This is a genomic window from Streptomyces sp. NPDC005722 (genome assembly GCF_040630935.1).
Taxonomy (GTDB): domain Bacteria; phylum Actinomycetota; class Actinomycetes; order Streptomycetales; family Streptomycetaceae; genus Actinacidiphila.
Map to the genome: position 1 here is coordinate 1 of NZ_JBEXYN010000012.1, position 23,787 is coordinate 23,787.

20 protein-coding genes and 1 pseudogene are annotated in these 23,787 nt (G+C 72.2%); 16 read left to right on the forward strand and 5 right to left on the reverse strand.

The window, feature by feature from the left end:
- The 4 genes and pseudogenes from ABZ479_RS16120 to ABZ479_RS16135 all read left to right on the forward strand — a co-directional run.
- Positions 1-147 (forward strand): annotated as a pseudogene (locus ABZ479_RS16120) (formyl-CoA transferase); the annotation flags it as partial.
- Positions 148-149: 2 nt separating this feature from the next.
- Complete coding sequence (locus ABZ479_RS16125; protein WP_499610730.1) at positions 150-305, forward strand: hypothetical protein; 156 nt, start codon at positions 150-152, stop codon at positions 303-305.
- Positions 306-437: 132 nt separating this feature from the next.
- The gene (locus tag ABZ479_RS16130) at positions 438-989 is read left to right on the forward strand and encodes a beta-class carbonic anhydrase (protein WP_499610727.1); all 552 of its coding nucleotides are present in this window, start codon (positions 438-440) and stop codon (positions 987-989) included.
- Between the two features lie 221 nt (positions 990-1,210).
- Complete coding sequence (locus ABZ479_RS16135) at positions 1,211-2,014, forward strand: acyl-CoA dehydrogenase family protein (protein ID WP_500462191.1); 804 nt, start codon at positions 1,211-1,213, stop codon at positions 2,012-2,014.
- On the opposite strand, the gene ABZ479_RS16140 is transcribed toward ABZ479_RS16135, so the two are convergent.
- Positions 1,972-2,661, reverse strand: coding sequence for a GntR family transcriptional regulator (locus tag ABZ479_RS16140; protein WP_500462192.1), 690 nt, complete (start codon positions 2,659-2,661; stop codon positions 1,972-1,974). The two genes, ABZ479_RS16135 and ABZ479_RS16140, sit on opposite strands and share 43 nt — an antisense overlap.
- 330 nt (positions 2,662-2,991) lie before the next feature.
- Here ABZ479_RS16140 and ABZ479_RS16145 point away from each other — a divergent pair, with 330 nt between their 5' ends.
- The 10 genes from ABZ479_RS16145 (at position 2,992) to ABZ479_RS16190 (ending at position 15,010) form a co-directional block, all read left to right on the forward strand.
- Positions 2,992-3,447, forward strand: coding sequence for an NAD(P)H-dependent oxidoreductase subunit E (locus ABZ479_RS16145; RefSeq protein ID WP_500462193.1), 456 nt, complete (start codon positions 2,992-2,994; stop codon positions 3,445-3,447).
- Positions 3,447-5,060 (forward strand): formate dehydrogenase beta subunit, encoded by a 1,614-nt coding sequence (locus ABZ479_RS16150; RefSeq protein ID WP_500462346.1) that lies wholly within the window; start codon positions 3,447-3,449, stop codon positions 5,058-5,060. The genes ABZ479_RS16145 and ABZ479_RS16150 overlap by 1 nt, the downstream gene beginning before the upstream one ends.
- On the forward strand, positions 5,057-7,885 hold the full coding sequence (gene fdhF / locus ABZ479_RS16155) for a formate dehydrogenase subunit alpha (RefSeq protein ID WP_500462194.1): 2,829 nt from the start codon (positions 5,057-5,059) through the stop codon (positions 7,883-7,885). The genes ABZ479_RS16150 and fdhF overlap by 4 nt, the downstream gene beginning before the upstream one ends.
- A gap of 1 nt (position 7,886) precedes the next feature.
- Positions 7,887-8,099, forward strand: coding sequence for a formate dehydrogenase subunit delta (locus ABZ479_RS16160; RefSeq protein WP_499610713.1), 213 nt, complete (start codon positions 7,887-7,889; stop codon positions 8,097-8,099).
- 375 nt (positions 8,100-8,474) lie between these two features.
- Positions 8,475-8,678, forward strand: coding sequence for a cold-shock protein (locus ABZ479_RS16165; protein WP_499610711.1), 204 nt, complete (start codon positions 8,475-8,477; stop codon positions 8,676-8,678).
- A gap of 85 nt (positions 8,679-8,763) precedes the next feature.
- A complete protein-coding gene (locus ABZ479_RS16170) occupies positions 8,764-10,440 on the forward strand; it encodes a DEAD/DEAH box helicase (protein ID WP_500462195.1) in 1,677 nt (558 codons plus the stop codon).
- Positions 10,441-10,514: 74 nt separating this feature from the next.
- A complete protein-coding gene (locus tag ABZ479_RS16175) occupies positions 10,515-11,156 on the forward strand; it encodes a PadR family transcriptional regulator (RefSeq protein ID WP_500462196.1) in 642 nt (213 codons plus the stop codon).
- A gap of 83 nt (positions 11,157-11,239) precedes the next feature.
- Positions 11,240-12,196: an ATP-binding cassette domain-containing protein gene (locus ABZ479_RS16180; RefSeq protein ID WP_500462197.1), complete on the forward strand. Its 957-nt coding sequence runs from the start codon at positions 11,240-11,242 to the stop codon at positions 12,194-12,196.
- 71 nt (positions 12,197-12,267) lie between these two features.
- Positions 12,268-12,996, forward strand: a complete 729-nt coding sequence (locus ABZ479_RS16185) for an ABC transporter permease (RefSeq protein WP_500462347.1) — start codon at positions 12,268-12,270, stop codon at positions 12,994-12,996.
- Positions 12,997-13,591: 595 nt separating this feature from the next.
- On the forward strand, positions 13,592-15,010 hold the full coding sequence (locus ABZ479_RS16190) for an OFA family MFS transporter (RefSeq protein ID WP_500462198.1): 1,419 nt from the start codon (positions 13,592-13,594) through the stop codon (positions 15,008-15,010).
- 288 nt (positions 15,011-15,298) lie between these two features.
- Here ABZ479_RS16190 and ABZ479_RS16195 read toward each other — a convergent pair whose 3' ends face one another.
- The 3 genes from ABZ479_RS16195 to ABZ479_RS16205 all read right to left on the reverse strand — a co-directional run bounded on the left by ABZ479_RS16195 (position 15,299) and on the right by ABZ479_RS16205 (position 19,218).
- Positions 15,299-15,994: a GntR family transcriptional regulator gene (locus ABZ479_RS16195; RefSeq protein WP_499610699.1), complete on the reverse strand. Its 696-nt coding sequence runs from the start codon at positions 15,992-15,994 to the stop codon at positions 15,299-15,301.
- A 200-nt stretch (positions 15,995-16,194) separates the two neighbouring features.
- A complete protein-coding gene (pntB, locus tag ABZ479_RS16200; protein WP_500462199.1) occupies positions 16,195-17,667 on the reverse strand; it encodes a Re/Si-specific NAD(P)(+) transhydrogenase subunit beta in 1,473 nt (490 codons plus the stop codon).
- A gap of 6 nt (positions 17,668-17,673) precedes the next feature.
- Entirely contained in the window at positions 17,674-19,218 is a 1,545-nt protein-coding gene (locus ABZ479_RS16205) for a Re/Si-specific NAD(P)(+) transhydrogenase subunit alpha (protein ID WP_500462200.1), read from the reverse strand.
- Between the two features lie 328 nt (positions 19,219-19,546).
- Here ABZ479_RS16205 and ABZ479_RS16210 point away from each other — a divergent pair, with 328 nt between their 5' ends.
- Both ABZ479_RS16210 and ABZ479_RS16215 read left to right on the forward strand, forming a co-directional pair.
- Positions 19,547-20,563 (forward strand): 2-dehydropantoate 2-reductase, encoded by a 1,017-nt coding sequence (locus tag ABZ479_RS16210; RefSeq protein WP_500462201.1) that lies wholly within the window; start codon positions 19,547-19,549, stop codon positions 20,561-20,563.
- Positions 20,564-20,996: 433 nt separating this feature from the next.
- Positions 20,997-21,929, forward strand: coding sequence for a LysR family transcriptional regulator (locus tag ABZ479_RS16215; protein WP_499610691.1), 933 nt, complete (start codon positions 20,997-20,999; stop codon positions 21,927-21,929).
- On the opposite strand, the gene ABZ479_RS16220 is transcribed toward ABZ479_RS16215, so the two are convergent.
- Entirely contained in the window at positions 21,922-23,565 is a 1,644-nt protein-coding gene (locus ABZ479_RS16220; RefSeq protein ID WP_500462202.1) for a FadD7 family fatty acid--CoA ligase, read from the reverse strand. The genes ABZ479_RS16215 and ABZ479_RS16220 overlap by 8 nt on opposite strands.
- Positions 23,566-23,787: the final 222 nt, after the last annotated feature.

The following is a 23,787-nucleotide window of genomic DNA, read 5'->3' on the forward strand; positions in this document are numbered from 1 at the left end:
GTCGGAAACCCCCTCAAACTCTCCGACTCACCCACCACCATCCACCGCTCACCCCTCCTCGGCGAACACAACCACGACATCTACACCGGCGAACTCGGCCTCCGAGAAGACGAGTTGCCGACGCTCAAGGCACAAGGAGTGATCTGACCATGACCGCGGACCACACGCGCCGTCCGGCCGCCACCGACAACACCCGGCGCTGCGAGCCGCCGCCGTACGGGCGGCGCCCCGAGCACGGCCCGTCGGCGCGACGGACCCCGCCGCCGTACCGGGGCCGCTGTGCCCTCGGGTCCGGCCTGCGTTGATTCACCCCGTCTATCGACCGACGGGAGGAAACGGGGGCGGCGGCGACCGCCGTGGTCCACCCCGAACCGGCCGTTCACGTGGATGATCGGATCACGTGGGGGGCCGCACCAGAAAAGGAGCGCACCGGAGTCATGTCGACGTCAACGTACGGTTCCGCACAGCCCGGCGGCGGCGCCCCGGGCGAGGAGACGGTCATCGACCGCCTGGTGGAGTCCAACCGCAAGTACGCCGCGGGGTTCACCGACCCGGGCATGGGTGCCCGGCCCGTGCTCCAGGTGGCCGTGGTGGCCTGCATGGACGCCCGGATCGACCTGCACGCCGCCCTCGGCCTGGAACTGGGCGACTGCCACACCATCCGCAACGCCGGCGGCGTGGTCACCGACGACACCATCCGGTCGCTGACCATCAGCCAGCGCGCCCTGAAGACCCGCAGCGTGATACTGATCCACCACACCGGCTGCGGTCTGCAGACCCTCACCGAGGACTTCCGGCACGAACTGGAGATGGAGGTCGGCCAGCGCCCCGCGTGGGCGGTGGAGGCCTTCCAGGACGTCGACCAGGACGTCCGGCAGTCGATGCAACGGGTGCGCACCTCCCCGTTCCTGCTCCACACCGACGACGTCCGGGGCTTTGTCTTCGACGTCACGACGGGGCTGCTGCGGGAGATCGACCCGCGGCCCTGAGCCCCCCGGGGCACCGACGCCCCGTCCAGGACCTGCGCGCGGACCGGCGGACGGCAACCTGCCGGGAGACGCGGGACGGCTGCTCCCGGCGGCTGGTCCGCGCGCACGCCGGCGGGGTGGCCGGCGAACGCACACCCGCGTTCCCGGCCGCCCCGTCCGTCGTCGTGCCCACGTCCGCTGCCTGACGGCAGATCAGCAACCGCTCCCGAGGGGGTCACCTCGTGTCGTACCGCAACGCCTTCTCCCGTGTCCTGAGCGACGTCATCGCACCCCGCGCCGAACGGACCGGCAGGGAGGGGAGGTTCCCGCGCGGCGCGGTGACCGCCCTGGGCGAGGCGGGGCTGCTCGGGCTGACCGTCTCCGCCGGCCTGGGCGGCGGTGGCCGGGGCCCGGACGAGGCCGCCGACGTCGTTGCGCGGATCGCCGCGAGCTGCCCGGTGACCGCGGCCGTGCTCCAGTCGCACTACGCGGCGGTCGCCGTGATCGAGACGTGCGGAAGCCCCTGGGTGCGCGGTGAGATAGCCGCCGGACGCCACCTGAGCAGCCTCGCCCTGGCGGACGGGGCGTCCGGCGCGGCCGGCGCCGGGACCGCGACCCGCTCGGGCGAGGTGGTCGCCCTGCGCGCCCGCAAGCACGAGGTGGTCGCGGCGGGGGAGGCCGACAGCTACGTCTGGTCGTCACTGCCGCTTTCCGCCCCGGACGGGCTGACCCTGTGGCTGGTGCCCGCGCACGCGCCCGACCTCTTCGTCCCCGCCCGGCCGGACGGTACGGGCCCGCACGGCAGCGCCACCTCGACGGTGCTCGCCGACCCCGTCCTCGTCCCCGCCGACGCGATGCTCGGGCAGGACGGCGCGGGGTACGAGGTCGTGCTGCGCGCGGTGCTGCCGTGGCTGCGCGAACTGCGGGACGCCGTGGGCGCCGCGGCCGTCCACCCGTCGGTGGCGGCCGCGGAACAGGTCCCTCCGGCAGCCGGCGGGGCGGCTCAGCTCAGTGCCGTGGCGCCCGCCGCGACCGCCTTGCGGTAGTCACCGGTGCGTTCGGTGTGCTTGCGCATGATCTCGCCGGCGCGGTCGGCGTCGCCCTTGGCGATGGCCCTGATCAGCTGGGCGTGCTCGTTCCAGGCGTCCTTGCCGCGGGGCTTGGCGATGGGGGTGTAGTACCACCGCACCTTCCGGCTCACCTGCGAGATCAGCTCGGCCAGCACGGCGTTGGCGGCGATGGACGTGATGAAGGAGTGCAGCGCGGTGTTGGCCGTGACCAGGCGTTCCACGTCGCCCGCGGCGAGCGCCCCCACCCCGTCCTGCTGCAGCTCCCAGAGGCGTTCGACGTCCTCGGGCTTGGCGTTCTCGGCGGCGAGTCGTGCCGAGTAGGTCTCCAGCACCGAGCGGACGCCGAGCAGTTGGGCGGCCTCCTCCTCGGTGGGGGAGTGGACGAAGGCGCCCTGGGCGGGACGCAGGTCGACCCAGCCGTCGGTCTGCAGGCGCTGCAGGGCTTCGCGCACCGGCTGGCGGGACACCCCGAGATGCTCCGCGAGTTCGGCCTCCACCAGGTGCTGACCGGGCGTGAGGGACCCGCTGATGATGAGTTCGACGATGGCGTCGTACACGGCCTCGCGCAGTGGGGCGGGGCGGGCGACCCGGCGGGTCGCCGCGGCCGTCAGGGCCTCGCGCATGGTTCCCCCGTTCTGCCACCGAGCCCGCGGGCCGACGGCTCTGGACTCGGGGCCGCCGGGAGGGTCGCGGGCGGCGGGACGATTCAGTATACAGGTTTTGGTATGCAACATGCCTTGTACCGCGGCATGGTGGTGCCCGGCTGCCGGTCGGCTGCCGGGAGTCGGGGAAAGTCCGGGCCGCAGGATTCTGTATGCAGAAGTTTGTATGCGGTATCGTCGCCGTGTACGGCCGGCACCGTCGGGAAGGCGAAGCGGCTCTGTGACGATCCCGCGCTGGAACTCCCTGACCTGACGAAGGCGGAGTGGTCAATGACGATCGGCGGGAGTGACATGACGGTCGAAGAGGTGGTCCGGACGGTTGTTGCTGACCACCGGGATCAGCGAGGTGCGCTGCTGCCGGTACTGCACGCCCTGCAGGCCGAGTTGGGGTGCGTACCGAAAGAGGCGATACCCGTGCTCGCCGACGAGTTCAACCTCTCCAGGGCGGACGTCCACGGAGTGGTGACCTTCTACCACGACTTCCGCCGCGAGCCGGCGGGACGCACCACGGTGCGCATCTGCCGGGCCGAGGCGTGCCAGTCCCTCGGGTCCGACGCGCTGGTGGGCTACGCGCGGGAGGCGGGGATGGCGCTGGGGGAGACGACCCCGGACGGCGCGGTCACCGTCGAGCAGGTCTTCTGCCTCGGCAACTGCGCCCTGGGGCCGGCGGTCGAGGTCGACGGCCGGTTGTACGGACGAGTGGGCACGGCCCGGTTGGGCTCCATCCTCAAGGGGACGGTGGCATGATGAAGGACTCTTCCGACTCCGCGGTGACGGTCTACGTCCCCCGCGACTCGGCGGCCAGATCGGTCGGCGCGGACGAGGTGGCGGACGCCCTGCGGCGCGCCGCGGCGGAGCGGGGGGCGCCCGTCGAGGTGGTGCGCAACGGCTCCCGCGGCATGCTGTGGCTGGAGCCGCTGGTCGAGGTGGTCACCCCGGCCGGCCGCGTCGGCTACGGTCCGGTCGCCCCCGAGGACGTCGAGGGACTGCTGGACGCGGGCCTCCTCGAGGGCGCCGAGCACCCGCTGCGCCTCGGCGTCGTCGACGAACTGCCCTGGCTGGCCCGGCAGACCCGGGTCACCTTCTCCCGCATCGGGGTGACCGACCCCCTCTCGCCCGAGGACTACCTGCGCCACGGCGGCCTGGCCGGCCTGCGCACCGCCCTCGGCATGGCCCCCGCCGACGTCGTCACCGAGGTCACCGACTCCGGACTGCGCGGCCGCGGCGGCGCCGGCTTCCCGGCCGGCATCAAGTGGAAGACCGTGATGGACTGCGTGGACGAACTCAAGTTCGTCTGCTGCAACGCCGACGAGGGCGACAGCGGCACCTTCGCCGACCGCATGGTCATGGAGGGCGACCCCTTCATGCTCATCGAGGGCATGACGATCGCCGCGCACGCCGTCGGCGCGAGCGAGGGCTACCTCTACATCCGCTCCGAGTACCCGGACGCGGTGGCCACGATGCGCGCGGCGATCGACGTCGCGCGCGAGCAGGGCTGGCTCGGCAAGGGCGTCCTCGGCTCCCCGCTCGACTTCGACCTGCACGTCCGGGTCGGCGCCGGAGCGTACATCTGCGGCGAGGAGACCTCCATGCTGGAGAGCCTGGAGGGCAAGCGCGGCACCGTCCGCGCCAAGCCGCCGATCCCCGCGATCGAGGGGCTGTTCGGCAAGCCGACGGTCGTCAACAACGTCCTCACCCTCGCCACCGTGCCGGTCATCCTCGCCGAGGGCGCCAAGGCGTACCAGGAACTCGGCGTCGAACGCTCCCGCGGCACCCAGGTGTTCCAGCTCGGCGGCAACGTCGCGCGCGGCGGCATCGTGGAGACCGCCTTCGGCATCACGCTGCGCGAACTGGTCGAGGAGTTCGGCGGCGGCACCTTCTCCGGACGCCCGGTCCGCACCGTGCAGGTCGGCGGGCCGCTCGGCGCCTACCTGCCGACGTCTATGTTCGACCTGCCGATGGAGTACGAGGCGTTCGCCCAGGCGGGCGCCATGCTGGGCCACGGCGGCGTCGTCGTCTTCGACGAGAGCGTCGACATGGCCGCTCAGGCCCGGTTCGCGATGGAGTTCTGCGCCGAGGAGTCCTGCGGCAAGTGCACGCCCTGCCGGGTGGGCTCGGTCCGCGGCGTCGAGGTGATCGACAAGATCGTGGCCGGCCAGCAGCGGGACGAGAACCTGGCCCTGCTCGAGGACCTGTGCGAGCTGATGACCGACGGCTCCCTGTGCGCGATGGGCGGGCTCACCCCGATGCCCGTGCGCAGCGCCATCGCGCACTTCCCCGACGACTTCCTCGCCCGCGACCCCGGCCGGGCGATCCCACGTACGCACGCCCATGGAAGCAGGACGGAGGGCACGGCATGACACTGCTCAAGGAACCCGACTTCGGTACTCCGGAGAGGCCCGGCGCGGCGACGGTCTCGGTGGAAGTGGACGGGATGCCGGTGACCGTGCCCGAGGGCACGTCGGTGATGCGCGCCGCCGCGCAGGCCGGCATCGACATCCCCAAGCTCTGCGCCACCGACAGCCTGGAGCCCTTCGGCTCCTGCCGGCTGTGCGTGGTGGAGATCGACGGCCGCCGCGGCACCCCCGCCTCCTGCACCACGCCGGTGGCCGAGGGCATGCAGGTGCGCACCCAGACACCGAAGGTGGAGAAGCTCCGCCAGGGCGTCATGGAGCTCTACATCTCCGACCACCCGCTGGACTGCCTCACCTGCCCGGCCAACGGCGACTGCGAACTGCAGGACATGGCCGGCGTGGTCGGGCTGCGGCAGGTCCGGTACGGCTACGAGGGCGAGAACCACCTCGACGCCCCCAAGGACACCTCCAACCCGTACTTCGACTTCGACGCGTCCAAGTGCATCGCCTGCTCCCGCTGCGTCCGCGCCTGCGGCGAGGTCCAGGGCACCTTCGCGCTGACCATCGAGGGACGCGGCTTCGACTCCAAGGTCTCGGCCGGCGCGGGCGAGAGCTTCATGGACTCCGAGTGCGTCTCCTGCGGGGCCTGCGTGCAGGCCTGCCCGACCTCCACGCTCCAGGAGAAGTCGGTGGTCGAACTCGGCATGCCGACCCGCTCGGTGGTCACCACCTGCGCGTACTGCGGCGTCGGCTGCTCGTTCAAGGCCGAGCTGCGCGGCGACGAGCTGGTGCGGATGGTGCCCTACAAGGACGGCGGCGCCAACGAGGGCCACTCCTGCGTGAAGGGCCGCTTCGCCTTCGGCTACGCCTCGCACCCCGACCGGGTGCTGAGGCCCATGGTGCGCGAGAAGATCACCGACCCGTGGCGCGAGGTCGAGTGGGACGAGGCCATCGGCACCGTCGCCCGCCGGATGCGCGAACTCCAGCAGACCTACGGCTCGGGCGCGATCGGCGCCATCACCTCCTCGCGGTGCACCAACGAAGAGGTGTACGTCGTCCAGAAGATGGTGCGCGCCGCCTTCGGCAACAACAACGTCGACACCTGCGCCCGGGTCTGCCACTCCCCGACGGGATACGGGCTCAAGCAGACCTTCGGCGAGTCAGCCGGCACCCAGGACTTCCGGTCCGTGGCCGAGGCCGACGTCATCATGGTGATCGGCGCCAACCCCACCGACGGGCACCCGGTGTTCGCCTCGCGGATGAAGCGCCGGCTGCGCGAGGGCGCCAAGCTCATCGTCGTCGACCCGCGCCGCATCGACCTGGTGCGCTCCCCGCACATCCAGGCCGAGCACCACCTCCAGCTGCGGCCCAGCACCAACGTGGCCGTCGTGAACGCCATGGCGCACGTGGTGGTCACCGAGGGACTGGCCGACCGGGCCTTCGTGGACGAGCGGTGCGAGGACTTCGACGAGTGGGCCGAGTTCATCGCCCGCCCGGAGAACAGCCCGGAGGCCACCGAGGAGCTCACCGGCGTACCGGCCGCGGAACTGCGCGCGGCGGCCCGGCTGTACGCCCAGGCCCCGAACGGCGCGATCTACTACGGCCTCGGCGTCACCGAGCACAGCCAGGGCTCCACCATGGTGATGGGCATGGCCAACCTCGCGATGGCCTGCGGCAACATCGGCCGCGACGGCGTCGGGGTCAACCCGCTGCGCGGCCAGAACAACGTGCAGGGCTCCTGCGACATGGGCTCGTTCCCGCACGAGCTGCCCGGCTACCGGCACGTCTCCGACGACGCCGTGCGCACCGTCTTCGAGAACCTCTGGGGCGGCACGATCCTCGCCGAGCCCGGGCTGCGCATCCCGAACATGTTCGACGCCGCCATCGACGGGACGTTCCGCGGCCTGTTCGTGCACGGCGAGGACATCGCCCAGTCCGACCCCAACCTCAAGCACGTCACCGCCGCGCTGGCGGCCATGGAACTGGTCGTCGTGCAGGACCTGTTCCTCAACGAGACGGCGAAGTTCGCGCACGTCTTCCTGCCCGGCGCGTCCTTCCTCGAGAAGGACGGCACCTTCACCAACGCAGAGCGCCGCATCAACCGGGTGCGCGCGGTGATGAAGCCCAAGACCGGCAAGCACGAGTGGCAGATCGTCTCCGAGATCGCCACCGCCATGGGCCACCCCATGGCGTACGACCACCCCGGTCAGATCATGGACGAGATCGCCCAGGTCACGCCGACCTTCACCGGTGTCTCCTTCCAGCTGCTCGACAAGCTGGGCAGCGTCCAGTGGCCGTGCAACGAGGAGGCCCCCGAGGGCACGCCCATCATGCACGTGGACGAGTTCGTGCGGGGCAAGGGCCGGTTCGTCGTCACCACCTTCGTGCCGACCGCCGAGCGCAGCACCCGGCGCTTCCCGCTGATCCTGACCACGGGACGCATCCTCAGCCAGTACAACGTCGGTGCGCAGACCCGCCGCACCGGCAACGTCGCCTGGCACCCGGAGGACGTGCTGGAGCTGCATCCCCACGACGCGGAGGTCCGCGGCATCGTGGACGGCGACACCGTGACCCTGGCGAGCCGGGTGGGGGAGACGACGCTGAAGGCCGAGATCTCCGACCGCATGCCGCCCGGGGTGGTCTACACCACGTTCCACCACCCGGTGACCGGGGCCAACGTGGTGACCACGGAGAACTCGGACTGGGCGACGAACTGCCCGGAGTACAAGGTGACCGCCGTCCAAGTGGGGCTCGCCCGCCCGCGGCGGGCCGAGGGCGGGGAAGAGGACCGTGGCCAGGACCGCGACCGGTTGCTGACGGTGGTGGACTGAGATGGCGGACGCAGTGCCGGCGGAGCGCCGGATGGCCAACGACATCGCGGCCAACCTCGTCCACCTGCCGGGTGACCGGGCGGCCGAGGCCGTCGCCGGGCACATCGGCAGGTTCTGGGACCCGCGCATGCGCACCCGGCTGTTCGACTTCGTCGACTCCGGAGCGGACGGCCTGGACCCCCTGGTGGTCGCGGCGGTGAAACTGCTGCGCTGACGACACGGGGTCCCGGCCGGCCCAGGCAGCCGGCCGGGGCCCCGCCTCACCGGGGGCGCCGCACGGAAGGCGTCCCCGGTGCAGCCGACGCGGCCGGACGCCCTGCGCGGCCGCCGCGGCACGCCTGCGCGTACCGTGCCGGGCGCGGCACACGGACGGGTGGGCGCTTCGCGCTGCCCTGTGCGGGGGCCGTGACCGACGGTGGCCGCCGTGGCCCCGGCCGTCGTTCCGGGGCGTCCTGTGCTAGGGTTTGGGCATTGCAGTTGTGGTACCCATATGACCTATGTGCGCCTGACGGAATTCTTCTCCCGCAGGCGCATTATTTGTTCTACCGGCTTCTCCGGATGGGCCCTCTGCCTACAGAAGGAGAATGTCATGGCACAGGGAACCGTGAAGTGGTTCAACGCCGAAAAGGGTTTCGGCTTCATCGAGCAGGACGGCGGCGGCCCCGACGTCTTCGCCCACTACTCGAACATCCAGTCCCAGGGCTTCCGTGAGCTCCTCGAGGGCCAGCGGGTCAGCTTCGACGTCACGCAGGGCCAGAAGGGCCCGCAGGCGGAGAACATCGTCCCCGCCTGACCGCCGGACGCGTACCCGCTCACCGGGGTCCGCACCGTCATGGTGCGGACCCCGGTTTGCGCTGTTCCAGGAAGGCAACAACCGCATGTCCCGCAGGCCCCAGAAATCGAATCGGCGCGTGTCGTCGTCCGGACCGGCCGCATCGGCGCCGAGGGAATTCCGGCTGCCGGAAAGCACGACGCCCGCACTTCCCGCCGTCGAGGACTTCGCGGCTCTCGACATGCCCGCGGGGCTGCTGAAGACCCTCGCCGCGCAGGGTGTGACGACCCCGTTCCCCATCCAGGCCGCGACGCTGCCCAACTCGCTCGCCGGCCGGGACCTGCTGGGGCGCGGCCGCACCGGCTCCGGCAAGACCCTCGCCTTCGGGCTGGCGCTGCTGGCCCGTACGGCAGGACTGCGCGCCGAGCCGAAGGCACCGCTGGCCCTCGTGCTGGTGCCCACGCGTGAACTCGCCCAGCAGGTGACGGACGCGCTGACGCCGTACGCGACGGCGGTGAACCTCCGCATGGCCACCGTGGTCGGCGGGCTGTCCATGGCCAAGCAGGCCGCCACGCTCCGGCGCGGTGTCGAGGTGCTCGTGGCCACCCCCGGCCGCCTCAACGACCTGGTGGAACACGGCGACTGCGTGCTCGGCAGCGTCGGCATCACGGTGCTGGACGAGGCCGACCAGATGACCGACATGGGCTTCATGCCGCAGATCACCAGGCTGATCGAGCGCGTGCGGCCCGACGGGCAGCGGATGCTGTTCTCGGCCACCCTGGACGGCAACATCGACCGCCTGGTGCAGCGGTTCCTGACCGACCCCGTGGTGCACTCCGTGGACCCGTCCGCGGGTGCGGTGACCACCATGGAGCACCACGTGCTCCACGTGCTGGACGAGACCGACAAGAAGGCCGTCACCACGCGCATCGCGGCCCGCGACGGCCGGGTGATCCTCTTCCTCGACACCAAGCGGTCCGCCGACCGGCTCGCCAAGCGGCTGCTGGCCGTCGGCGTCCGCGCGGCGGCCCTGCACGGCGGCCGCTCCCAGCCGCAGCGCAACCGCACCCTGGAGCAGTTCAAGAGCGGCCACGTGACGGCGCTGGTCGCCACGAACGTCGCGGCCCGCGGCATACACGTCGACGACCTCGACCTGGTCGTCAACGTCGATCCGCCCACCGACCACAAGGACTACCTCCACCGCGGCGGCCGCACGGCACGCGCCGGCGGTTCCGGCCGGGTGGTCACGCTGGTCCTGCCCGAGCAGAAGCGGGACGTCACGCGGCTGATGTCGGACGCCGGCATCCGGCCCCGGACGGCCCGCATCACGTCGGGGGCCGAGGAGCTGAGCACCCTCACGGGCGCGCGTGAGCCGTCCGGCATCGCCGTCACCATCGAGGTGCCCCAGCCGGCGGCCGCACCGAAGGCGTCCCGCGAGGACGGCAGGAGCGGCACCGGGAACGGCGGGCGGCCCGCCCGCCGGCGCCGCAGTGGCGGCGGGACCGGAGCGGCGCCGTCGGGTGCCGCCACCGGGACGACCGGCCGGTCCGGGGAGCGCCGGTCCGCGGCCGGGACGGCTGCGGCCGGTGGCGTCCGCCGGGCGGCTTCCCCGCGCGGCGCGTCCGGCGCTGCGGGGGCTTCCGGCGGCCGGGGATCCGACCGCCGGGGTGCAGCCGGCGCGTCCGGCGGCACCGGTTCCGGTACGGGGAGCCGCGGCTCGGGACGGCGTACGGCCTCCGGCGGCGAGGGCCGCCGCGGCGCCCGCCGCAACCCCGCGGGCTGACCGCACGAGGGACGGACACGGACGGGCGCGGGGCGCGTGCGGGCCCCCGCGCCGGTCCGCCTAACCTGGACCGCATGTCAGCGATCCGTCTCCTGGTCCTGGGCGCCGTCCGCCAGCACGGGCGGGCCCACGGCTACCAGGTGCGCAACGACCTGGAGTACTGGGGCGCGCACGAGTGGTCCAACGCCAAGCCCGGCTCGATCTACCACGCCCTGAAGCAGATGGCGAAGCAGGGACTGCTGCACGCCCACGAGGTCGCCCCGTCGACGGCCGGCGGCCCGCCCCGCACCGAGTACGAGATCACGGACGAGGGGACGAAGGAGTTCCTGCGTCTGCTGCACGAGTCGCTGGTGGCGTACGACCAGAAGATGGACATCCAGTCCGCGGCCATCGGCTTCATCGTCGACCTGCGCCGGGACGAGGCGCTGGAGCTGCTGCGCGAGCGGATCCGCAGGATCGGGGAGTGGCGGTCCGCCGTCACCGAGCACTACGTCCCCGAGGACGGCCCCGCCCAGCTCGGCCACATCGGCGAGATCATGAACCTCTGGGTGCACACGGCCGACTCCGACGCCGCGTGGACCTCGGGGCTCGTCGAGCGGATCGAGGGCGGCGCGTACACCTTCGCCGGGGAGGGCGAGCCGTTCGTGGGCGTGCTCACGGAGGGCGAGGAGAACCCGTACGCGACGGGCGAGCCGCATCCCGGCGACGCCCGCTGAAGTCATTTGACCGGTGGACTCCGCGGGCGCTACTTTGCGCCAGTAGTCAAGTTTGACTAGTCGACCACAGCAGAGGAGCCGCCGTGACAGGCACAGCGATCGCCGTCGAAGGGGCGTACAAGGGGTACCGCGGCAGACCGGCGCTGGACGGGCTCGACCTGACGGTCGCGCGCGGCACCGTGCACGGGGTGCTCGGCCCGAACGGCGCGGGCAAGACGACGCTGGTCAGGATCCTGTCCACCCTGCTGCGGCCGGACCGCGGCCGCGTCGAGGTGGCCGGGTACGACGTGGTGACCGAGGCCCCGCAGGTGCGGTTCCGCATCGGCCTGCTCGGGCAGCACGCGGCCCTCGACGAGCAGCTCGGCGGCCGCCAGAACCTGGAGATGTTCGCCCGGCTCCACCACCTCGGCGCCCGGCGGGCGCGCGAACGCGCCGAAGAACTCCTCGCGCGCTTCGGTCTCGCGGACACCGGACGCAAGGCGGTCGGCCGCTACAGCGGCGGCATGCGGCGCCGCCTCGACCTCGCCGCGTCCCTCGTCACCGAGCCCGAGGTGCTCTTCCTCGACGAGCCGACGACCGGGCTCGACCCCCGCGGCCGCGCCGAGGTGTGGGCCTCGGTCCGCTCCCTGGCCGACGGCGGCACGACGGTCCTGCTCACCACGCAGTACCTGGAGGAGGCCGACCAGCTCGCCGACCGCATCTCGGTCGTCGACCACGGCAGGGTGATCGCCGACGGGACGGCGGACGAACTCAAGGCCCGGACGGGCGGCGACCGCATCGACGTGGTCCTGCGCGACGCCGGGCAACTCGCCGCGGCCAGGGCCCTGCTGCCCGCGACCGGGGGCGAGGTGTCGGTGGACGCCGACCGGCGGCTGCTCAGCGCCCCGGTGACGGACCGCATGGCGGCGCTCACCGGGGTCGTCCGCGCCCTGGAGTCGGCCGGCATACAGGCGGAGGACATCGCCCTGCGCCGTCCGACGCTCGACGAGGTGTTCCTGCACCTCACGGGGGAGAACGCGCGGACGAAGGAGGCCGTGTGAGCGCCGCGTACACCACCCGGGGACCGGTCCGGAGCGCGTGGGGCGCGTACGTCCTCGCCGACTGCTGGACGATGACCCGGCGCGAACTCGCCCACTGGGCCCGGCAGCCGGTCCAGGTGCTGGTCGGCCTCGTCTTCCCGGTGATGCTGCTGCTGATGTTCGGCTACCTCGTGGGCGGCGGCCGCGGGGTGACGGGCGACTACCTCGGCTACCTCGTCCCCGGCATGCTCGCGCTCACCATGGCCTTCGGCTTGGAGGGCACGATGCTCGCCGTCACCCAGGACCTCAACAAGGGCGTGATCGACCGTTTCCGCGCGATGCCGATGACCAACGGCGCGGTCCTGGTGGGCCGTTCAGCCGCGGACATGCTCCAGTCGGCCGCCGGGCTGGCCGTCCTGACCGGCGTCGCGCACGCGCTCGGCTGGCGCGCGCACGGCGGTGCCGCCGGCTTCCTCGGCGCCGTCGGTCTCCTGCTGCTGTTCCGCTTCGCGATGCTGTGGATCGGCATCCACCTGGCGCTGGTGGCGGGGAAGCCGGAGTTGGTGGTGGCCGTGCAGATCCTGGTCTGGCCGGTCGGCTTCCTCTCCAACGCCTTCGCGGCCCCCGGGTCCATGCCCGGCTGGCTGGGCACCGCGGTCCAGTGGAACCCGATGTCCCACACCGCGACGGCGGTACGCGAGCTGTTCGGCGGCCCCGGTGGCGAACCCGGTCACGTCTGGGCGGCCGTGGCCTGGCCCTTGGCCCTGCTGGCGGTCTTCCTGCCGCTGGCGGTACGGAAGTTCGGGCGCCTGAGCGCGTAGCGGTTCCGGTCCCGGGGCGGCAGGCCCGCCCCGGGACGCCCGGCACCGGATTTTGCGCTCTCGTGGTCTTCCTTGCCCGTCCTTTACCCGCGCCTCGCGCGTCCGACGGTCCGGACGCATCAGGTGCCGCAGGCAACCATTCGGCGGTCAGCCGGAGTTACCTCTCCGACCAGGGACAACGCGCCCAGCAGTGGCTGGAGTCGGCCGTCCGGACGGGCGCGGAGCGGGCCCCACCGGTTGGTAATGCACTGGTCAATCTTCCCGTCATCCCCTGGACACCCCGATTCGACGGTCCATACCGTATGCAATCTCCAGTATGGAGAATCGCGCTGACCAGCTGAATGTTCCTCTCCACACCCCCTGAGCACGGCTGCTTCGCCATGCCCCGGGGTCGTACCACGTCGCACCACCGTGTCACCCGCCTGCGCGCTGTCACGTCCGGGTTGCCGCCCTGGACCTCAGTTGCCCGGACGGCGTACCACCGGGCCCGGCGATGCCGGGCCGAGCCGCAGGGATGGTCCGCTCCACCCCTCCGCATGAAGAGAAGGGCCCAGGGGGCGCACGCCAGGTTCTTTTCACGCAAGGGAAGGCACCGATGTCAGTAACACCGCACGTGGTTCCCGGGCAGTACCGGGAGGTCAGCGACGCGAACGGCCGCGTCTACCGGGTCGGGGAGACCGACCGCTCCCTCCTGGGGAGGCCCCGGGCCTGGATGGTCTGGCTCCCCTGGATCGCGATGATGGGCGTCAGCGTCTACGAGTACGGCTACAGCTCCGCGGAGGCGGTGCTGGAGCACGCCCACGGATGGACCCTGACCGAGACGTTCTGGATCGCCAGCATCTGGGCGGTCTTCCAGGCGGGCGTCGCGTTCCCCGCGGGACGGCTGCGGGAGACCGGGGTCCTGCCGGCCAGGACGGCCATGCTCGCCGGAGCGGCCTTCTCCGGACTCGGCTTCCTGGCGCTCTCGCACCTGAGCAACCCCTATGTGGTGATCGCCGGTTACTCGGTGCTGGGCGGCACGGGCGCCGGCCTGGTGTACGCGACCTGCATCAACATGGTCGGCAAGTGGTACCCCGACAACAAGGGCGCCCGCACCGGGTTCGTGAACGGCGGTTTCGCCTACGGAACCCTGCCGCTCATCTTCGTCTTCAACTACTGGTTCCACCCGTCCAACTACAAGATGGTCCTCGACCTGATCGCGCTGGGCATGGTGCTGGTCGTCGCCTTCTGCGGCATGTTCTTCCGCGACCCGCCGAAGAGCTGGTGGCCGCACGACGTCGACCCGCTGAACCGGGGCGTCAGCGAGGACGCGAAGCGGGTGGCCAAGCGACTGGCCAAGAACCCGCCCGCCAAGGGCCAGTTCACCCCGATGGAGGCGATCAGGACCGGGCAGCTGCCGCTGATGTGGTTCGCGCTGGTCTGCATCGGCGGTGTGTCGCTCTTCGGCATCAACTTCCAGGTGCCGTTCGCCAAGAGCCTGGGCTTCGGCCCGCTGGTCGCGGCCTCCTCGGCGGGTGTGCTCGCCGTGGTCAACGGCGTAGGCCGGGCCATCGTCGGGTGGCTCTCGGACTACCTGGGCCGGCGTCAGACGCTGGGCCTGGTCCTGGTGGTGGCGGGACTCGCGCAGTTCGGCGTGCTGTGGTCGGGCCAGGCGCACAACGAACCCCTGTTCCTGTTCTTCGCGTTCCTCAACGGCTTCGGCGGCGGGGCGTTCTACCCGCTGTTCGCCTCGCTCACGCCGGACTACTTCGGTGAGAACAACAACGCGCAGAACTACGGCCTGGTCTACAGCGCCAAGCTGGTCGGCGGTGTGGGCGGCGGCGGTGTGGCCGCCAGTGTGGTCGCCGCCTGGGGCTACTCCGGCGCCTACTACCTGGCCGGGGGCATCGCCTTCCTCTCCGCGCTGATCACGGTGTTCCTGCGGCAGCCCGGCGCCCCGCGCCGGAGCGGCGAAGGGAGCCCGGTGGCCGAGGTGGACAGCCGTACCCCCTCTCCCGCCGAGGCCACCACCTGACGGCTGCGGTACCGGGGCTCCGTCAGGAGCCCCCCATGGATCGTGCGCGGGCGCAAGGGCCCGGACCGGGGCGGCGGCAGTTCCGGACCGGGTGCCCGCGACACGGAGGCGGGGCCGAGCGGTGGGGTGCGCCCCCTGCTCCGCCCGGCCCCGCCCGCCCCTCCACCAGCCGCTTCTTCCCCGCACGACGTTCCTCCCGCCGACTGTTCCTCCCCCTCGACGACGGCCCGGGTGCCCCCCCTGCCCCCGGGCCGTCCGGCGTTCCCGGGGCCCGGTGGCCGGTGGCCCTCAGGCGCGCCCGGCGTCGACGGCGGCGGCGATCTGCCGGCAGTAGAAGTCGGTGGTGTTCCGGGTGTGGCGGCGCATCAGTTCCTCGGCGCGGTCCGCGTCACCCAGGGCGATGGCCTCGATGATGGTGGCGTGCTCGTTCCAGGCGTCCCGGCCGCGGGGCCGGGCGATGGGCATGTAGTACCAGCGCACCCGCCGGTCGACCTGAAGGATCAGTTCGGCGAGGACCCGGTTGCGGGACAGCTCGGTGATGAACCCGTGCAGCGCGGCGTTGGCCTCGACGATCCCGCGGGCGTCGTCCGCCGCCAGGGCGGCGATGCCGGCGTCCTGCAGGTCCCAGAGTCGGGTGACGTCCCCGTCCGTGGCGTGCAGCGCGGCGCCGTACGCGGAGTGGGTCTCCAGCACGGCGCGGACGCTGAGGAGTTGGGTGGCCTCCTCCTGCGTGGGGGAGTGGACGAAGGCGCCCTGGGCGGGGCGCAGGTCGACCCAGCCGTCGGTCTGCAGGCGCTGCAGGGCCTCGCGCACCGGCTGGCGGCTGACGCCGAGGTGGTCGGCGAGTTCGGCCTCCACCAGGTGCTGCCCCGGTCTGAGGGTGCCGTTGACGATTAGGTCGATCAGGGCCTCGTAGACGGCCTGGCGCAGTGGTGCCGGCCGGGTGACCCGGACGACGGCGGCCGCGGTACGTGTCTCGCGCATGAGCCCCCCTGTCGGCTGAGTTCTTTGCACAGTGCCAAGAATACAGATTTTGGTATGCAATTCAGGAGCAGGGTTGAACAAGGCTTTGTCGGAAATTGGCAGTCGGTGTGCGGAGACCGACCGCGCGGGCACCGGCGCAGAGCGGAAGGGGCGGGGGAAGCCGTGCTTCCCCCGCCCCGCCGCCGCGGGTGGAGTGCCCGTCAGGCGGGCGCGGGCTGCTGGTCGGTGCGCAGCCCCCGTGCCGCTGCCGAACCGGACTCCGGTGTGCCGAGCGACCGCAGGATGGCGTCCACGCTCTCCTTGGCGTCGCCGAAGAGCATGCGGCTGTTCTCGCGGAAGAACAGCGGGTTCTGCACCCCCGCGTACCCCGAGGACATGGACCGCTTGAAGACGACGACGTTCTCCGCCTCCCACACCCGCAGCACCGGCATGCCGGCGATCGGGCTCGACGGGTCCTCCTCCGCGGCCGGGTTGACGGTGTCGTTGGCCCCGATGACCAGCACCACCGTGGTGTCGCCGAAGTCGTCGTTGATCTCGTCCATCTCGAGCACGACGTCGTACGGCACCCTGGCCTCGGCGAGCAGCACGTTCATGTGCCCCGGCAGCCGGCCGGCCACCGGGTGGACGCCGAAGCGCACCTGCACCCCGCGCCGCCGCAGGGCCTGGGTCAGCTCCGCCACCGGGTGCTGGGCCTGGGCCACCGCCATGCCGTAGCCGGGGGTGATGATCACCGAGGTGGCGTTCTCCAGGAGTTCGGCCGTCTCCTCCGCGGAGGTCTCGCGGTGCTCGCCCTGCTCCTCGTCGCCGCCCGTCGCCGCCTCGACACCGAAGCCGCCGGCGATCACCGAGAGGAAGGAGCGGTTCATCGCCTTGCACATGATGTACGACAGGTAGGCGCCGGAGGAGCCGACCAGCGCGCCGGTGACGATCAGCAGGTTGTTGTTGAGCAGGAAGCCCGCCGCGGCCGCGGCCCAGCCCGAGTAGCTGTTGAGCATCGACACGACGACCGGCATGTCACCGCCGCCGATCGAGACGACCAGGTGCCAGCCGAGCGCGAGCGCCAGGACGGTGACGGCGATCATCAGGCCCAGGTTCGGGGTCACCGTGAACCACACGGTCAGGGCCACGAAGGCGGCCAGCGCCCCCAGGTTGAGGGCGTTCTTCCCGGGCAGCGTGAGCGGACGGGACTTGATGCGCGCCGACAGCTTCAGGAAGGCGACGACGGAACCGGTGAAGGTGACCGCGCCGATGAAGATGCCGATGAACACCTCGGCGTGGTGGATGGCGAGAAGGTCGCCGGCGACCCGGGTCTGCTCCGCGCCGTGTGCCTCCACCTCGTAGTAGCTGTTCCAGCCGACCAGCACGGCGGCGAGGCCCACCAGGCTGTGCAGGACGGCGATGAGTTCGGGCATCTGGGTCATCTCGACCCGGCGCGCCCGCCACAGGCCGACGGCGCCGCCGACGGCCGTGGCCGCCACGATCAGCACGACGGCGTACCCCGGGATGCTCTGCGCCGCGGCGACGACGGTGGCGACCAGCGCCAGCGCCATGCCGCCGATGCCGTACGCCACCCCGGCGCGGGAGGTGCGGTGTTGAGAGAGTCCGGCCAGGCTGAAGATGAACAGCAGCGCGGCGACGATGTCGGCGGCCTGTGCGGCCGTGGTTGCGTTCATCGATCCTCAGCCCTTCGAGAACATGGCGAGCATGCGGCGGGTGACGGCGAATCCGCCGAAGATGTTCACGGTGGTCAACATGATCGCCACGACCGACATCACGGTGACGGCCGGCCCGGCGTGGCCTATCTGCAGCAGTGCTCCGATCACCACGATCCCCGAGATGGCGTTGGTGACCGACATCAGCGGGGTGTGCAGGGCGTGGTGGACCTTTCCGATCACGTAGTAACCGATGACGACGGCCAGCGCGAACACCGTGAAGTTGCCGATGAGCTGAGCCGGGGAGAAGGCGACGAGGACGAACATCGCGATCATGCAGAGGCCGACGAGTCCGTAGCGGACGGCCGGCTTCGGGCGTGACTCCTTCGGGGCGGGCGCGGGCGCCGTCGGCGCCGGGGTCTGCCCGGCGGGTGCCGCCGACACCTGGACGGGCGGTGGCGGCCAGGTCTTCTCGCCCTCCCGCACCACCGTGACGGTCCGCTGCACGACGTCGTCGAAGTCGAGCGTCAGCCGCCCGTCCTTGCCCGGTGTCAGCAGCTTGAGCAGGTTGAAGAGGTTGGTCCCGTACAACTGGGAGGCCTGGGCGGGCAGCCGGCCCGCCAGGTCGGTGTAGCCGATGATCGTCACGTCGTTGTCGGTGACGATCGCCTTCCCGCTGACCGTGCCCTCGACGTTGCCGCCCTGCGCGGCGGCCATGTCGACGATGACGCTGCCGGGCTTCATCGACGCCACGTCGGCCGCCGTGATCAGCCGGGGGGCCGGGCGGCCGGGGATCAGCGCGGTGGTGATGACGATGTCGACGTCCGCCGCCTGCTCGCTGTAGATCTCGGCGGCACGCCGGTCGTACTCCTCGGAGGTCGCCCGGGCGTAACCGTCGCTGCTCGCCTCCTGGTCCACCTCGACGGCGAGGAACTCCCCGCCCAGGGAACGGACCTGGTCGGCGACCTCGGCCCGCGGGTCGGTGGCCCGGACCACCGCGCCGAGGCTGCCTGCTGCGCCGATCGCGGCGAGGCCCGCCACGCCCGCGCCGGCCACCAGGACCTTGGCCGGGGGCACCTTGCCCGCCGCCGTGACCTGTCCGGTGAAGAAGCGCCCGAAGACATGGGCCGCCTCGATCACCGCCCGGTACCCGGCGATGTTCGCCATCGAGCTGAGCACGTCCATCGACTGGGCCCGGGAGATGCGCGGGACGGCGTCCAGCGCCAGGACGGTGATCGGCCGTGCCGCCAGTTCCTCGACGAGGTCTGGGCTGTGGGCCGGAGCGATCAGCCCGATGAGGGTCGCTCCTTCGCGCAGCTTCTCGATCTCCTCGTGCGAGGGGGCGTTGACCTTGAGGACCACGTCCGCCTGCCAGGCGTCGCCGATCCGCGCGCCCGCGTCCACGTAGGCCTCGTCCGGGAAGCCGGAGGCGGCTCCGGCCTCCGACTCCACGACGACCTCGTAGCCGAGGCCGAGGAGCCGGCGGACGCTGTCCGGTGTGGCCGCCACCCGCGTCTCCCCGGCGGTGGACTCCGTGACGACACCGATCTGCTGAGGGGGTGAATCCGACATCGCTCTCCTTTTCCGTCGCTACCGGCCGACGCCTTCGGCTGCCCGGCCGGGCCGTCGTCCGCAGTGCGTGTTCCCCGGCCTCCTGGTACGGCCGTGCGGGCCCGGGACCGCGTGTGCGGCGAAGCGTTCCCCTGCTTCGTGCTCGATCAACCTGTCCGGGGCCTGTGTGACCCGGTTCATGGCCGGGGGAGACGCCGGAGACCTCCGCCGCGGTGCCGGCCGGGGTGCTGTCCGGTTCCGAGAGCGCGACTTCCCGTGAGGGGACTGTACATCCCCAGAGGGTACTGCATACAGTATTCACTCCCCCTTCGAATGGAGAGGAGTCGCCGTGAAAATCGCAGTCCTCGGAGCCGGTGCGATCGGCGCTTACGTGGGCGCGGCACTGCACCGTGGTGGCGCCGACGTCCACCTGATCGCCCGGGGTGAGCATCTTCAGGCGATACGCGCCCACGGAGTCCGGGTGAACAGCCCGCGCGGTGACTTCGTGGCCAAGCCCCACGCCACGGACGACCCGGAGGAGATAGGCCCCGTCGACTACGTCTTCCTGGGCCTCAAGGCACACTCCTACGCGAGCTCGGGACCGCTGATCTCCCCGCTGCTCGGCGACGACACCGCGGTGGTGGCCGGTCAGAACGGCATCCCCTGGTGGTACTTCCACAAGCTGGCCGGCCCCTACGAGGGGCGCCGGATCGAGGCGGTCGACCCCGGCGGCGCCACCAGCGAGGTCCTGGCGCCGGAGCGCGCCATCGGCTGCGTCGTCTACCCCGCGACGGTCATCGAGTCCCCCGGTGTCATCCGGCACCTGGAGGGCACCCGGTTCTCCATCGGCGAGCCGGGCGGCGGCGTCTCGGACCGGTGCACGCAACTGAGCGAGGCCATGATCGCCGGCGGCCTCAAGTGCCCGGTGGAGCCGAACCTGCGCGACGACATCTGGATCAAGCTGATGGGCAACGTCGCCTTCAACCCGATCAGCGCCCTCACCAGGGCCACCATGGTCGACATCTGCAAGCACCCGCACACCAGGCGGCTGGTCAGCCAGCTCATGGAGGAGACCCTCGACATCGCGGCCAGGGTCGGCAGCACCCCCGACATCTCGATCGAGAAGCGGCTTCGGGGCGCCGAGGGGGTGGGACACCACAAGACCTCGATGCTCCAGGACCTCGAGGCCGGCAAGCAGCTCGAACTCGACGCCATCGTCACGGCCGTCGTGGAGATGGCCGACATCTCCGGCGCGGACGCCCCCAACCTGCGGGCCGTCCACGCCGCCACCGACCTGCTGGCGCGCGGCGTCATCGCGGGGCAGGAGAACGGCGCCACCGCGCCGGACCCGGCCCCCGCCGCCTGACCCCGGCCTTCCGCGCCGCCCGACCGTCCCGCCGTCCGCCGCGCTCGACCGTTCCCCGCACCCGATCCCGATCCCGATCCTGATCCTGATCCCGTGTCCCTCCCGTCCCGCACATCCGATCCCGTACACACCCGACCCGCGGAACGCCGGCCCACCGCCGGACGACCGCGGCCGTACCCCCCGAGCCCGGTCCCGTCGCGGCGGCGACGGAACCGGGCCCCGGGCGGGGGCCCGCACCGGTTCGCGGGCACGAACGAGGGCCGCGATCCGGCTCGGTAGGCTTTGCCAGGTCACACCGCAAACAGCTCGTCCGCCGCCGGCCGCCCGGGGACGTCCGCCGCCCCGGGAGCGTCGGTCGGCCGGCACCGACGGCGTTGCGACTCCAGCGGGAAGTGCCGGCAGGGCCGCGGCCCCAGGCAGAGAGGAGTCGTTCATGCTGTTCCGTCAGCTGGAGTACTTCGTGGCGGTCGCCAGGGAGCGGCACTTCGCCCGGGCGGCGGAGTCCTGCTACGTGTCGCAGCCCGCGCTGTCGGCGGCGATAGCCAAGCTCGAACGGGAGCTGAACGTCACGCTGATCAACCGCGGCCACAACTACCAGGGCCTGACCCCCGAGGGCGAACGGCTCGTGGTGTGGGCCAAGCGGATCCTCGCCGAGCAGGAGGCCTTCAAGGCCGAGGTGGCCGCCGTCCAGTCGGGCATCACCGGCACCCTGCGGCTGGGCACCGAACCCACCGCGTCCACCACCCTGGTCCTCCCCGTCGCCGCCTTCTGCGCGGCCCACCCGCTGGCCAAGGTCCAGGTCCGCTCCCGGCTGTCGACGACCGAACTCCACCGTCAGCTGCTCGCGTTCGAACTGGACGCCGCGATAGCCCACTTCGCCCCGCACGACCGCGAGAACCTGCAGATGATGCCGCTGTACGAGGAGCGGTACATGCTCCTCGCCTCCAGCGACCAGCTGCTGCCGCACACCGACACCATGAAGTGGGCGGACGCGGCCACGATGCCGCTCGCGCTGCTGACCCCCGACATGAGGATCCGCCAGGTCATCGACGACGCCTTCGCCGAGAGCGGGGTCGTGGTGACCCCGCAGGTCGAGACCGACTCGGTGGCCGCGCTCTACGCCAGCGTGGGCGCCGGCGCGTGCGCGAGCATCGTCCCGCACACCTGGCTGCGGGCGATGCCGCCGCTCGGCAGGATGCGGGCCGTGCGCCTGGTCGAGCCGGACGCCAGGGCCAAGGTCTCCGTCGCCATCCACGCGGCCACCCCGGGCTCGGTCGCGGCGCGGGCGTTCATGAACGCCGCGGCCGGCCTGTCGCTGGACGAGTTCTTCGACCAGCCGCTGCCGGCCGAGCACCGCGTCAGATGAGCCCCGGCCACCCGGGGTCCTGTGCGTAGAGCAGGTCCACCGCCGCCCGGTCCAGCCCTCCCTTCACCGTGTGCGGGAGCGAGGCGACGACCCGGATCCGGTCCGGGACCTCGAAGGGGGCCAGGCGGCCGCGGCAGTACCGCCGCACCTCCTCGGGCCCGGGCACCTCGGACCCCGGCGCCTCCGCACCGGACAGGACCACGGCCGCGCCGACCCGCTGCCCGTACGTCGCGTCGGGCACGGCGAACACCGCGGCCTCGGCCACCCCCGGGCAACCGGCGAGGACGTCCTCGACGTGCTCGGGCGAGACCTTCTCGCCGCCGCGGATGATGAGGTTCTTCAGCCGCCCGGTCAGGAACAGGTGGCCGTCCTCGTCGAGCGAACCGAGGTCGCCGGTGCGGAACCAGCCGTCCGCGAAGCCGTGCGCGGTCTCCGCCGGGTTGCCGAGGTAGCCGCGGGTCACCGTCGGCCCGTGCACCCACACCTCGCCCTCGCCGCCGGGCGGGCACGGCTTCCCGTCCGGGTCCAGGACCCGCAGCTCGACGCCCACCGGCCGGCCGACCGAACCGTGCTTCAGCGACCCGTGCTGCGGCAGCGGCTCGCTCGTCGCCTGGTGCGCGGACTCGGTCATCCCGTACGCCGACAGCAGGGGCGCGCCCAGGGTGCGTTCCAGCGCCCGCTGGGTGGCCGTGTTGAGGGGCGCGCTGGAACTGCGCAGGAACCTCAGCGGCGGCGTCTGGGGGCCCGGGAGGTCCGTCGCGGCCCGCTCCAGCAGGATCTCGTGGATGGTGGGCACCGCGGTGAACCACGTGGCGCCGGCCGCCCGCATGTCGTCCCAGAAGGTGTGCGCCGAGAACCGTCCGTGCGCCGGCAGCAGCACGCAGCCCCCGCTCGCCAGGGTGGACAGCAGGGCGGCGAACAGCCCGTGCCCGTGGAAGAACGGCATCGCCGCGACGGTCGCGTCGCCCGGACCCAGCTCGTACGTGGCGCACACGCCGTGCACCGAGGCGGCCACCGCGCCGTGCGTCAGCGGCACCATCTTCGCCTCGGTGGTGCCCGCCGTGAACAGCACCAGGGCGTCCTGCGCGACGAGTTCACCGGCCGCGCCCCGCGCGGCGGCCGGTGCGCCCGAACCCGTACCCGGGCGTGTGTCCAGCACCGCGGTCGCCGTCCCGGCGGGGGAGAGGTCCACCCGCAGCGTCCAGGCGGGGACGGAGGGTCCCACGGCCGCCGCGGGGGCGCCGCCCGCGACCGGGCCCAGCAGGACGGCCCGCACCCCCAGCGCCTCCAGCCGGGCCGTCATCCGCGGCCCGGGCAGCGCGGGGTCCACGGGGGCGACCACCAGCCCGGCCCGCGCCCCGCCCAGCAACGCCGCCACGAACTCCACGGTGTTGGCGCTGACGAGGCCCACCGGGTCCCCGGGGCGCAGCCCCGCGGCGGTCAGGCGCGCCGCCACCCCGTCGGCCAGCTCGTCCAGGGCCCGGTAGGAGACCTCCGCGCGGTCGGCGCCCGCGATCAGCGCGGGTGCCTGCGGGCGCCCGCGCGCAGGCCGGTCCAGCAGATCGGTCAGGCCCGTCACCGCCGGCGGCCGGTAGCGGTCGGGGTCGCGCACGGATGCTGCGGCCGGAACGGCCATGGCCGCACCTCCTCGCGCCGGGAATGTCTGATGAACCGTCCTCAGCGAGACTGCGCGGGCGCCGAGCAGCCGTCCAATACGCGCTGCCGAACGGTCGATAGCGGAGGTCTATCAACCCACCTCAACGCCCCTGTGGCGTGCGTCGATAAACGCCGTTTATCGGCTGGTCGCCGATAGGTCTTGGACGCGGGGGAGCGGGCTGCGGATGGTGGGGGAAGCAGC

Bases quoted from the DNA above. Each gene is read 5' to 3' on its own strand.
- ABZ479_RS16165 (WP_499610711.1), top strand. From the start codon at position 8,475: ATGGCACAGGGAACCGTGAAGTGGTTCAACGCCGAAAAGGGTTTCGGC.
- ABZ479_RS16215 (WP_499610691.1), top strand. From the start codon at position 20,997: ATGCTGTTCCGTCAGCTGGAGTACTTCGTGGCGGTCGCCAGGGAGCGG.
- ABZ479_RS16220 (WP_500462202.1), bottom strand. From the start codon at position 23,565: ATGGCCGTTCCGGCCGCAGCATCCGTGCGCGACCCCGACCGCTACCGG.
- ABZ479_RS16175 (WP_500462196.1), top strand. From the start codon at position 10,515: ATGTCAGCGATCCGTCTCCTGGTCCTGGGCGCCGTCCGCCAGCACGGG.
- ABZ479_RS16160 (WP_499610713.1), top strand. From the start codon at position 7,887: ATGGCGGACGCAGTGCCGGCGGAGCGCCGGATGGCCAACGACATCGCG.
- ABZ479_RS16185 (WP_500462347.1), top strand. From the start codon at position 12,268: ATGACCCGGCGCGAACTCGCCCACTGGGCCCGGCAGCCGGTCCAGGTG.
- ABZ479_RS16195 (WP_499610699.1), bottom strand. From the start codon at position 15,994: ATGCGCGAGACACGTACCGCGGCCGCCGTCGTCCGGGTCACCCGGCCG.
- ABZ479_RS16150 (WP_500462346.1), top strand. From the start codon at position 3,447: ATGAAGGACTCTTCCGACTCCGCGGTGACGGTCTACGTCCCCCGCGAC.
- ABZ479_RS16125 (WP_499610730.1), top strand. From the start codon at position 150: ATGACCGCGGACCACACGCGCCGTCCGGCCGCCACCGACAACACCCGG.
- ABZ479_RS16190 (WP_500462198.1), top strand. From the start codon at position 13,592: ATGTCAGTAACACCGCACGTGGTTCCCGGGCAGTACCGGGAGGTCAGC.
- ABZ479_RS16140 (WP_500462192.1), bottom strand. From the start codon at position 2,661: ATGCGCGAGGCCCTGACGGCCGCGGCGACCCGCCGGGTCGCCCGCCCC.
- fdhF (WP_500462194.1), top strand. From the start codon at position 5,057: ATGACACTGCTCAAGGAACCCGACTTCGGTACTCCGGAGAGGCCCGGC.
- ABZ479_RS16205 (WP_500462200.1), bottom strand. From the start codon at position 19,218: ATGTCGGATTCACCCCCTCAGCAGATCGGTGTCGTCACGGAGTCCACC.
- ABZ479_RS16130 (WP_499610727.1), top strand. From the start codon at position 438: ATGTCGACGTCAACGTACGGTTCCGCACAGCCCGGCGGCGGCGCCCCG.
- pntB (WP_500462199.1), bottom strand. From the start codon at position 17,667: ATGAACGCAACCACGGCCGCACAGGCCGCCGACATCGTCGCCGCGCTG.
- ABZ479_RS16145 (WP_500462193.1), top strand. From the start codon at position 2,992: ATGACGGTCGAAGAGGTGGTCCGGACGGTTGTTGCTGACCACCGGGAT.
- ABZ479_RS16170 (WP_500462195.1), top strand. From the start codon at position 8,764: ATGTCCCGCAGGCCCCAGAAATCGAATCGGCGCGTGTCGTCGTCCGGA.